The following is a 9,697-nucleotide window of genomic DNA, read 5'->3' on the forward strand; positions in this document are numbered from 1 at the left end:
CCCCGCGCGCCCGGCCGGGCGCCTCAACCGTCCCGGTCGGCGGCGGCGGACTCGATCCGGCGCAGCACCGCGGCCGCCGGGAAGAGCAGCGCGAAGCCGGCGAGTGACGTCGCGATCACCATGACCAGCGTGTCGTTGTCGGCGAAGCCCTGGGTGGCCATCACCGTCGCCGCGGAGATGTTGCGCTGCGCGGTGCCGAGCGCGAGCACGTGCCGGACGTCGCGGTCCCGGCCGCCGAGCAGGAAGCCGATCACGAACGCGCCGACGATCAACAGCACCGGCGCCACGATGGCGCCCGTGGTGAACAGCTCGACGATCGTCGGGACGTTGGCCAGCGTGGTGCCCAGGACGAGCACCACCAGCGCGACGGTGGAGGCGTGGCGGACGATCGGCACCGAACGCCGGGCCAGCGCGGGCCAGCGCGCGCGCACCAGCAGGCCCACCGCGAGCGGCAGCAGCAGGGTGAGCACCAGCGGCACGGCCAGCCCGGCGACCGAGACGTCCGCCTCCGGCAGGACCTGCGGCACGGCGATCGGCGCGTACAGGACCGTGACGGGCAGCAGCAGCACCAGCAGGGTGGCGCTGAGCGCGACCTCGGCCTTGGCCACCGCGGTCAGTTTGATCAGGAAGGGCGCGCCGGCGGTCATCGCGGCCAGGACCAGCCCGGCCTGCAGCGGCCGCTCGAGCGGCCAGAGCCGGATGATGGCGAGCCCGAGAAGGGGGACCAGGACGAAGTTGGCCAGCAACGCCCGCAGCAACTTCGGCACGTCCCGCAGCGGGCCGAGGATCTGCCGGGCCGAGTAGGCGAACCCGACCGAGAGCATCGACGTCACGGCGAACACCAGGACCGCCAGGTTCGCCAGCCCGGACAGCCACTCGCGCACCGTGCTCACGGCGGCTCAGTCCGGTTCGCTGTGCTCGACCGCCTCCGCCGGCACGCCCGGATGCTCCGGCGGGAAGGGCAGCAGGTCGGCGTCGATCCGCGCCCAGGTGGTCCGCAGCTCGTCCAGCAGGCGTGGGTGGTGGCCGGCGAGATCCGCCTGCTCCCGGCCGTCCACGCTCAGGTCGTAGAGCAGATGGAAGGGGCCCGGGCGGCGCGGCCAGTTGCCGAGCACCGAGCGGTCGCGGCGGTCGAACAGGTACTTGTACCGGCCGCGACGCAGCGCACCCTGGTTGGAGGTGCGCCAGAACAGGTCGTGCGCGGGGAAGTCGGCCCCGTCGACCAGCCACGGCACCAGGTTCACCCCGTCCAGCGGGTACCGCTCGTCCGGCACGGTCCCGCCGGCGTCGACGAGCGTCGCGGTCAGGTCCAGGGTGTGCACCGGCGCGTCGGTGACCTGGCCGCCGGCCACGGCGGCCGGCCAGCGCAGGATCAGCGGCACCCGGATGCCCCCCTCGGCGAGATCCCCCTTCTCGCCCACCAGCGGCCAGTTCTTCGACCATCGCTCACCACCGTTGTCGGAGGTGAAGACCACGATGGTCTGCTCGGCGCGCCCGGCCCCGGCGAGCGCGGCGAGCACCCGGCCGATGCCCGCGTCCATCTCCTCGACCAGCTCGGCGTACTTCTCCAGGGACCCGCCGTCCGGGTGGATCAGCGGGGTGGGCACCGGCTCCCGGGCGAACCTGCGGCGGATCTCCGCACTGACGTCGCGGTCCCCCGGCCCCTCCCAGGGCCAGTGCGGCGCGGTGTAGTTGAGCTGCAGATAGAACGGGCCGGCCCGGTCCGCCGCGACGAACTCGGCCGCGCGGTCGGAGATCAACGACGTGTAGTAGCCGGCCTCCGCCACCGGGGTCTCCCCCTCGTACAGGTCGGCCTCACCCGTGGTGTTGATGTGCTCGAAGTAGTCGATCGCCCCGTCGAAGTTGCCGTAGAAGCGCTGGAAACCGATGCGCAGCGGGCTGTACCAGGGCAGCCACCCGCAGTGCCACTTGCCGAACATCGCCGTCTCGTAACCGGCGGCCAGCAGCAACGACGACAGGGTCGGCTGGTCGGCGGGGATCCCGTTGCCCGCCGCGCGCGTGGTCAGCGGCTCCTCCAGGCCGGCCGGCAGCCGGGTGGGATAGCGCCCGGTGTAGAGCCCGATGCGCGTCGACGAGCACCACGGCGAGCAGGCGTAGCCGTGCCGGAACAGCAGGCCCGCGGCGGCCAGCCGGTCGAGATGGGGGGTACGGATCCGGGTGGAGCCGTAACAGCCGAGATCCGCCCAGCCCAGGTCGTCGGCCAGGATGACGAGGATGTTGGGCGGCCCGGACGGCCTTCCCGCACCCGCCACCGTCCCGCTGCCACCGGCCGTCGCCATGTCCCCCTATACCTGTTCGGGGCGGGACCTAACGTCCCGGCACGAACAGGCGCCCGGCGGCGTCGGCGACCCCGGTTCCCGCGGGTGACCAGGGCCGCCAACCTCGAACACCGGCGCGGCGGGCCCGCGCCGTTCTAGCATCGGGTACCGGTCCCGCCCCGGGCGGCCGAGCCGGACGGGACGGTGCAGGGTGATGGCCAGGGAGACCGAGAAGAAGCGCCTGGAGCGCAACTTCACCGACGAGTTGCGGGAACTGCGCGTCGCGCAGACGGGCGTGCAGATCCTCTTCGCCTTCCTGCTCACCCTGCCGTTCACCGCCGGGTTCCCGCGCGTGACCCCGTTCCAGCGCGGCGCGTATCTCGTCGCGCTGGCCTCCGCCGGCGCCGCGACCGCGTTGATCATCGCGCCGGTCGCCCTGCACGCGGCGCTGTTCCGCCGGGGCCGCAAGTCCGAGCTGGTCCGGTACGCGCACCGGCTGTCCAGCGGCGCGCTGGGCTTCCTGCTGATCGCCATGGCCAGCGCGGTGCTGCTGATCACCGACTTCGTGCTCCCGCGGGCCGCCGCGCTGCTGCTCACCGGCCTGACCGCGGTGGTCCTGCTGCTGCTCTGGGTGGGCCTGCCGCTCGCCCGCCGCGACTGGGGGCGGGCGAGGTGACCGGACCCGTGCCAGCGGGGCAACCGGCGCCGGGGTACCGGCACGGCCGGCTGACCGCCCGGCCGGTCACCGTGGCGGCGCCCGGCCCGACCGGCCCGGCCGAGGTCCCCGATCCGGCCGGCGGGCCGCCCGCGCTGCGCCACGTGCCGTCCGGCGGCCCGGGACCGTACCGGCTCGTGCTGCTGCTGCACGGCGCCGGCGGGTCGGCCCGGCAAGGCCTGGACCTGCTCCTGCCGCTGGCCGACGCCCACCGGCTGCTGCTGCTCGCCCCGCAGGCCAGCGCGAGCACCTGGGACCTGATCGCCGAGGGGTACGGCCCGGACGTCGCCCGGATCGACGCGCTGCTGGCCGGGACGCTCGCGGCCTATCCGGTGGACGGCGTGACGCTCGGCGGCTTCTCCGACGGGGCCTCGTACGCCCTCTCCCTGGGCCTGACCAACGGCGACCTGGTCGACGCGGTGCTGGCCTTCTCCCCCGGCTTCGCGGCGCCGCTGGTGACCCAGGGCCGGCCGCGGCTGTTCGTCTCGCACGGCACCGACGACCGGGTGTTGCCGGTGGACGTATGCAGCCGGCGTCTGGTGCCCCGCCTGCACGCCCTCGGCTACCCGGCCGAGTACGCCGAGTTCACCGGCGGGCACGAGGTGCCGGCGGAGATCCGGCGGCAGGCCGTGGACTGGCTGGTGGGCTGAGCCCGGTCAGGGTCCGGGCCGGGCGACGGCCGCGTCGACCCGGCTCAGCACCGTGGCGTCGTCGTCCACCCCGACCCCGCGCAGCAGGTCGATGGCGGTGGCCCGGACCTGGCCGATGATCATGGCGAGCGGCAGCGTCTGGCCGGCGGTGAACAGCCGCCCGGCCGCCCGCACCGCGGTCAGGGCGGCCACGTCGACCCGTTCGGCGTGGGCGTCGGCGGCGGCGTCCTGCCCGGTCAGGTCGGCGGCGAGCGCGTTCCCGGCCGAACGCACCGCCTCGGCCAGGGTCCGGACCGCGTCGCCCAGCTCCGGTGGCGCCGGCGTCGGGCTACGGGTCAGGGTGACCGCCGCGCGGGCCAGGACCCGCACGTTGCGTACCGCGTAGTCGATCTGCCGGATGGAACCCTCCACCGAGCGCAGCCGCCCCAGCTGTGCCCGGCGGCGCAGGTTGAGCCGGAGCGCCTCGCCGGCCGCCCGCACCGCGCCGCGCAGCCGTTCCACCCCGGCGTCGGCGTGCCGGGCCCGCTCCAGCGCGGCCAGCGCCGCCGCGTCGTCGCGGCGGTCCAGCGCACCGGCGATGTCGTCGAGCACCCCGGCCAGGTCATCGAAGGTGTGCCGGAACTCGGCGACCAGCGGCGCGAGCGGCCGCCGGGCGTCGACCAGCTGGCTGGCCACGACGGCCACACCCCCGCCGATCAACGCGTCGACGAACCGGAACGGGATCAGCCCCTGCGTCGGTGGCTCGGCGACCACCAGGTAGAGGGCGGAGACGGCGGCCTGCACGACGGTGACCGAACTGGCGCCGACCGCCACCGCGAGGGTGATGGTGAGCAGGATGACGGTGAGGACCGTCCCGGTGTTCCGCGGCCCGAGCGCCTGCACCACCAGGTCGCCGACCAGCACGCCGGCGGCGACCCCGAGCACCACCTCGACGGCCCGGTGGATCCGCTGGCCGCGGGCCTGACCGAGGACGATCAGCGCGGCGGCCGGGGCGAAGAAGGGCTGCGGGTGGCCGACCAGCCGGGTGGCGAGGATCCAGGCGACGGTGGCCGCCAGGGTGGCCTCGACCACCGGCGGCCAGCCGCGGCGGAGCCGCCCGGCGGCGGCCCGGACGGCGGCGCGGGCCCGCACCGTCGGGCCGGCCCCGCCGCGCCGCCGGCCCCTGCCCCACCGCACCATCGCCGCCTCCCGTCGCCTCGCCCCACCATCCTGCGTCGCGCCGGGGCGGCCAGCAGCGTTGAACACCACGTGCACCCCGTGGGGCCGGTCACGCCGGCCGGTGCCGCACGGCGGATCGCGGCGGGCCAGCATCCGGCCGGCGGGCCAGCATCCGGCCGGCCGCACGGCGGCGGCCCGGACGGCGGCGGCCCGGACGGCGGCGGCCCGGACGGCGGCGGCCGCCGCGCAATTGTGGAAAATGGTCAACCCTTCAGGTTATCGGCCGGCGGAGTTCGCGGCGTCAGCCGAACGGGATGACCGGCCCGTAAGATCGGCGACAGGCATGTGACTGATCGCTGACTGCTGGACGTGATAGCGATCACACACACTGTGCACATGAATAGGAGACTCCGCCGCAGCCGCGTTTTTTCGCTCGCGGTGTGTCTCGCCCTCGTGGCGGCGCTGAGCGGCTGCATGCAACTCAATCTCGGGCTGACCGTGAACGCCGACGACACGGTCACCGGCCAACTCCTGGTCACCGCCGACAAGGGCCTGCTCAAGGGGCGCAACCCCGACGTACCGACGGCCTTCGCCGACATGCGACGGCAGTTGCCCACGCTGCCCGCCGGAGACGAGAGCCGCTACGAGGACGCCAAATACTACGGCGTACAGGTCAGCTACCGGAAAAAGCCGTTGTCACAATTCACCAGCGACAGCGTGAAACTGATCCGCACCGGCGACCGCTACCACTTCTCCTTCCCGCTCGACCCGGACGGTTACGCCGGAAAGGTGCCCGAACTAAATGCGGACACCCGGCGGACCTTCGTCAAACTGATGTCGTTCGAAATCTCGGTGACATTTCCCGGCCGGGTCCTCGACGCCAACGGCACGATCAACGGCCGCTCGGTGACCTGGAAGGTGGACAGCAACCAGAACAAGCCGGCCGAGCTGGTCGCCGAGGCCGAGGCGCCGGGCGGCGCGCCGGCCGCGGCCGACCCCGCCGGCGGCGGCTTCCCCTGGCTGCTGGTGGTCGGCGGCGTACTGGCCCTGCTGCTGGTCGCCGTGGTCGTCATCCTCCTGCTCCGCCGCCCCCGCGGTCCGGGCGCCGCCCCGACCGCCGCCAGCCCGGCGGCCGCCGACCCGGCCGCCGCCAGCCCTGCGCCGGCCCCCCAGGCCGACCATCCGGCCTGACCCGGCCCGGTGCCGCACCACGGGCGGACGGGACCGGCCGCAACCGGCCCGCCCGCCGTACCTCCCCCATCACCCCGAGCACGTAGGCACCACCCGAAGGGAGATCGCCGTGAACGATCTCTTCACCTGGGCCGCGCTGGGCAGCCTCACCGGCGCCAGCGCCGCCACCCTGCTGGCCACCAACGTCATCGGCGGGTTGCTCGGCCCCAGCGGCGACAAGGCGCGCAAGTGGCTCGCGCTGGGCGTCGCGCTCGCACTGTCCTACCTGACCGCGGGGTTCGCCGACGACGCCGGACCGGAAAAGTGGATCATCGCGTTCTTCAACGGGCTGGTCATCTTCTCCGCCGCCCTCGGCATCAACCAGCTGCCACCCGGCAACCGGCAGGCGACGAACGCCTCGCCCACCCAGCTCGCGCAGGGACGCGAGCCCCGCTTCATCCGCTCGTGGGTCTGAAAGAGGTACCCGCCATGGTCTTCGGCATCATCAGCGCCGCTGTACACGTCGGCCTCGGCGCCCTGCTCGGCGGGCTCGCCGGCGGCCCCCTCGGCCTGCTCATCGGGGCGGCGGTCGGGCTGCTGCTCGGCGCCCCCTTCGGCTGGGCGGTCGCCTCGGCCGGCACGTACGGCACGGACGCCCGGGGGATCTTCCTGTTCGTGGTCGACCACACGTGGAGCCTGCTCAACACCGTGGTCGGCGCGCTCTACCTCGCCCTGCACCTGATCTTCGGGCACCAGCTCGACCGGGTGATCTCCCAGGCCAGCGGCCGGGTCAACCTGATCGAGGGGGTCTCCCCGCGGTACGCCACCACGATCGGCACGGTCTGCGCCGGCTCCAGCCCCGGCATCCAGCGCCACGAGGACGTACACGTCTTCCAGGCCCGGCTGCTCGGCCCGCTCTACCTGCCGCTGGTCGTGCTCAACTACGTCCTGTTCACCATCGCCCCGGTGTGGCTGCTCTGGCACGACCACAGCAACGCCCCGATCAACCGGTTCACCCGGTACTTCGAGATCGGCGTCTACCCGCACGTGTGGAACGAGGCCATCGCGTACCGGATCCAGGGGACGCCGCCGCGATGACCGGCGCGATCGAGGCGGCCGTCGCGGACCTCGCGGCCTGGCTGACCGGGGCGGCGGGCACCGCCGTCCCGGTCGGCCCGCCCCGCGACGACCCGGGCGGCGGCCTCACCGTCTGGCCGCTGGAGCTGCGGCCGGTCCGGCCGACCGCGGCCGGCGGCGGGGCGCGCGAGCCGTACCGGTTCGTGCTCCGGTCGCTGCTCGCCGGCGCCGGACCGGACGCGCTGCCGGCACTGGACCGGGTGCTGGCCGCCGCCGCCACGGCCGGCGAACCGGAGGTGGTGCTCGGCACCGGCGATCCGGCGTTCTGGCGGGCGTTCGGAGTGGCGCCCCGGCCGGCGCTGCTGCTCGACGTGCCGGCCCGGATCGACCGGCCGCTGCCCGCCGCGCCGCCGGTACGGCACCCGCTGCGGCTGCGGCAGCTGGGCATGCGCACCCTCGACGGCCGGGTGGTCGGCCCCGAGGCGCAGCCGCTCGCCGCGATGCGGATCGAGGTGCCCGGCACCCCGTACGCCACGGAGACCGACCACGCCGGACGGTTCCGGCTGGTCGGCGTCCCGCACGACCCGGACGCCCCGGACCGGCCGGTGCGGGTGCGGCTGGTCGGGCGGGGCCGGACCCACACCGCCGACCTCGACCCCGCCGATCCCGACCTCGTCATCGTCTGCGCCCCGGACTGACTCCTCAAGGAGGACCGATGCCCACCTACTTCTCCCCCGGCATCTACGTCGAGGAGGTTCCCAGCGGCGCCCGCCCGATCGGCCCCGTCGGCACCAGCACGGCCGCCTTCGTCGGCGTCGCCCCGAACCGGACCGCGCACGTCAACCAGGCCCTGGCGGTCAACAGCTGGTCGGAGTTCGTCCGCCTGTACGCCGACGGCGAGCAGCCGGAGAGCACCCCGCTGGCCCGGGCGGTCTTCGGCTTCCTCGACAACGGCGGCACCCGCTGCTGGGTGGTGAACGTCGGCGAGGGTGGGCAGCTCACCGGCACCGGTGGGCGGCGCGGCGGGCTGCAACTGCTGGAGGCCGTCGACGAGATCTCGATCCTCGCCGCCCCCGGCTACCACGACCCGGTCTCGCACGACGCCCTGATCAGCATGGCCGAGCGGTTGCGCACCATGGTGGCGATCTGCGACCCGCCGCCGGACGTGGCCGACATCTCCCGGCTCACCCGGGTCGGCACGCCGGGCTCCGGCAAGCCCGCCGGCAAACCCGCCGACGGCGCCCCGAAACCCGCCGACGGCGGGCCGAAGCCGGACGACGACGACGGGCCGACCGGCGACCGGCCCCGGCAGTCCGAGTTCGCCACCTTCTACTTCCCGTGGATCAGGGTGCGCGACCCGATCAGCGGTGAGCTGGTGCTCACCCCGCCGAGCGGGCACGTGGCCGGCATCTGGGCCCGGACCGACGCGCTGCGCGGCGTGCACAAGGCGCCGGCCAACGAGCCGGTACGCGGCGCGGTGGACCTCGGCTACCTGGTCACCCGTCCGGAGCACGACGTGCTCAACCCCAAGGGCGTCAACGTCATCCGCTACTTCGCCGGCGAGGGGATCCGGCTCTGGGGCGCCCGTACGCTCGCCGCCGAGGCCAGCGAGTGGCGCTATCTCAACGTACGGCGACTCTCCATCGCCATCGAGCAGGCCATCGCCAACGGCACCCGGTGGATGGTCTTCGAGCCCAACGACTACACCCTCTGGCGATCGATCCGCCGGGACATCGGGGCGTTCCTCACCCGGGTGTGGCGCGACGGCGCGCTGCTCGGGCGTACGCCGGAGGAGGCGTTCTTCGTCAAGTGCGACGAGGAGACCAACCCGGCCGACGTCCGCGACGCCGGCATGGTGGTCGCGCACATCGGCATCGCGGTGGTGAAGCCGGCGGAGTTCGTGGTGTTCAAGCTGAGCCAGTGGGCCGGCGGCACCGAGACCGAGACGATCGGAGGCTGACATGCCGACCACGGCCACCCCGCAACCGGGCGCGCCCGTCGACCCGTACCGGGCCTACCACTTCAAGCTGCTCATCAACGGCATCACCAACGGGCACTTCACCGAGGTCAGCGGCCTGGAGGTGCAGATACCGTCGGTCAGCTACCGGGAGGCGGGCAACGAGCGGATCCGGGCCGTGCCGGGCCAGGTCGAGTACGCCCCGGTCACCCTCCACTTCGGCCTGACCGTGTCCCGCGAGCTGTGGGACTGGGTGAACGCGGCGGCGAAGGGGACGGTGAGCCGACGCAACGTCTCGGTGGTGCTGCTGGACCCGGCCGGCACCGCCGAGGTGCTGCGCTGGAACATGATCAACGCGTGGCCGACCCGGTGGCGCGGCGCCCACCTCAACACCCTCGCGCAGGAGATCGCCATCGAGGCGCTGACCCTCGCGTACGAGGGACTGGAACTGGAGTCCGGCGGTGCGGCCGCGCCCACGCCCGCGTGACTGGCTGGCCCGGGCGCTGCGGGTCACCGCCGACCAGCTCGCCCCGCCCACCGGCCGGGCCGCCGGACGGCCGGCGCCGGGCGATCCCACGCCCCGCCGGCCCGGCGACCCGCCGGAGCACTGGCTGCGCCTGGTCGCCGCGCACGCCCCCGGGCTGCTCCGCGACCTCCCGTACGCCCCGGGTCAGCACCGCCCGCTCGGCCC

The 9,697-nt window shown here is 74.3% G+C and carries 11 protein-coding genes; 8 read left to right on the forward strand and 3 right to left on the reverse strand.

From position 1 onward, the window contains the following. Nucleotides 1–23: 23 nt before the first annotated feature. Together AB0I11_RS20270 and AB0I11_RS20275 are read right to left on the reverse strand one after the other, a co-directional pair. The gene (locus AB0I11_RS20270) at nucleotides 24–893 is read right to left on the reverse strand and encodes a bile acid:sodium symporter (protein ID WP_357322387.1); all 870 of its coding nucleotides are present in this window, start codon (nucleotides 891–893) and stop codon (nucleotides 24–26) included. 6 nt (nucleotides 894–899) lie between these two features. Continuing rightward, complete coding sequence (locus AB0I11_RS20275; protein WP_357322390.1) at nucleotides 900–2,300, reverse strand: sulfatase-like hydrolase/transferase; 1,401 nt, start codon at nucleotides 2,298–2,300, stop codon at nucleotides 900–902. Nucleotides 2,301–2,493: 193 nt separating this feature from the next. On the opposite strand from AB0I11_RS20275, the gene AB0I11_RS20280 reads away from it, so the two are divergent. Next, on the forward strand, nucleotides 2,494–2,955 hold the full coding sequence (locus tag AB0I11_RS20280) for a DUF6328 family protein (protein ID WP_357322393.1): 462 nt from the start codon (nucleotides 2,494–2,496) through the stop codon (nucleotides 2,953–2,955). A gap of 8 nt (nucleotides 2,956–2,963) precedes the next feature. Beyond that, on the forward strand, nucleotides 2,964–3,644 hold the full coding sequence (locus AB0I11_RS20285; RefSeq protein WP_357322396.1) for a phospholipase: 681 nt from the start codon (nucleotides 2,964–2,966) through the stop codon (nucleotides 3,642–3,644). A gap of 6 nt (nucleotides 3,645–3,650) precedes the next feature. Here AB0I11_RS20285 and AB0I11_RS20290 read toward each other — a convergent pair whose 3' ends face one another. After that, complete coding sequence (locus AB0I11_RS20290) at nucleotides 3,651–5,069, reverse strand: FUSC family protein (protein ID WP_357322399.1); 1,419 nt, start codon at nucleotides 5,067–5,069, stop codon at nucleotides 3,651–3,653. A gap of 129 nt (nucleotides 5,070–5,198) precedes the next feature. On the opposite strand from AB0I11_RS20290, the gene AB0I11_RS20295 reads away from it, so the two are divergent. From AB0I11_RS20295 to AB0I11_RS20320, 6 genes are all read left to right on the forward strand, one after another. After that, complete coding sequence (locus AB0I11_RS20295) at nucleotides 5,199–5,993, forward strand: DUF3153 domain-containing protein (RefSeq protein WP_357322402.1); 795 nt, start codon at nucleotides 5,199–5,201, stop codon at nucleotides 5,991–5,993. Nucleotides 5,994–6,102: 109 nt separating this feature from the next. Further along, on the forward strand, nucleotides 6,103–6,447 hold the full coding sequence (locus tag AB0I11_RS20300; protein WP_357322405.1) for a hypothetical protein: 345 nt from the start codon (nucleotides 6,103–6,105) through the stop codon (nucleotides 6,445–6,447). A 14-nt stretch (nucleotides 6,448–6,461) separates the two neighbouring features. Next, nucleotides 6,462–7,070 carry a glycine zipper family protein gene (locus AB0I11_RS20305; protein WP_357322407.1) on the forward strand — a complete coding sequence of 203 codons (609 nt, stop codon included), beginning with the start codon at nucleotides 6,462–6,464 and terminating at the stop codon, nucleotides 7,068–7,070. Beyond that, entirely contained in the window at nucleotides 7,067–7,747 is a 681-nt protein-coding gene (locus AB0I11_RS20310; protein ID WP_357322409.1) for a carboxypeptidase regulatory-like domain-containing protein, read from the forward strand. The genes AB0I11_RS20305 and AB0I11_RS20310 overlap by 4 nt, the downstream gene beginning before the upstream one ends. Before the next feature lie 17 nt (nucleotides 7,748–7,764). Further along, nucleotides 7,765–9,009, forward strand: coding sequence for a phage tail sheath C-terminal domain-containing protein (locus AB0I11_RS20315; protein WP_357322412.1), 1,245 nt, complete (start codon nucleotides 7,765–7,767; stop codon nucleotides 9,007–9,009). 1 nt (nucleotide 9,010) lies between these two features. Next, on the forward strand, nucleotides 9,011–9,493 hold the full coding sequence (locus tag AB0I11_RS20320) for a phage tail protein (RefSeq protein ID WP_046564871.1): 483 nt from the start codon (nucleotides 9,011–9,013) through the stop codon (nucleotides 9,491–9,493). The last annotated feature ends 204 nt before the right edge of the window (nucleotides 9,494–9,697 follow it).

Origin of the sequence: Micromonospora sp. NPDC050495 (assembly GCF_040655175.1) — a bacterium.
Taxonomy (GTDB): Bacteria; Actinomycetota; Actinomycetes; order Mycobacteriales; family Micromonosporaceae; genus Micromonospora.

Coding starts and splice junctions, on each gene's coding strand:
- AB0I11_RS20275 (WP_357322390.1), bottom strand. CDS start 2,300: ATGGCGACGGCCGGTGGCAGCGGGACGGTGGCGGGTGCGGGAAGGCCG.
- AB0I11_RS20310 (WP_357322409.1), top strand. CDS start 7,067: ATGACCGGCGCGATCGAGGCGGCCGTCGCGGACCTCGCGGCCTGGCTG.
- AB0I11_RS20320 (WP_046564871.1), top strand. CDS start 9,011: ATGCCGACCACGGCCACCCCGCAACCGGGCGCGCCCGTCGACCCGTAC.
- AB0I11_RS20295 (WP_357322402.1), top strand. CDS start 5,199: ATGAATAGGAGACTCCGCCGCAGCCGCGTTTTTTCGCTCGCGGTGTGT.
- AB0I11_RS20305 (WP_357322407.1), top strand. CDS start 6,462: ATGGTCTTCGGCATCATCAGCGCCGCTGTACACGTCGGCCTCGGCGCC.
- AB0I11_RS20315 (WP_357322412.1), top strand. CDS start 7,765: ATGCCCACCTACTTCTCCCCCGGCATCTACGTCGAGGAGGTTCCCAGC.
- AB0I11_RS20280 (WP_357322393.1), top strand. CDS start 2,494: ATGGCCAGGGAGACCGAGAAGAAGCGCCTGGAGCGCAACTTCACCGAC.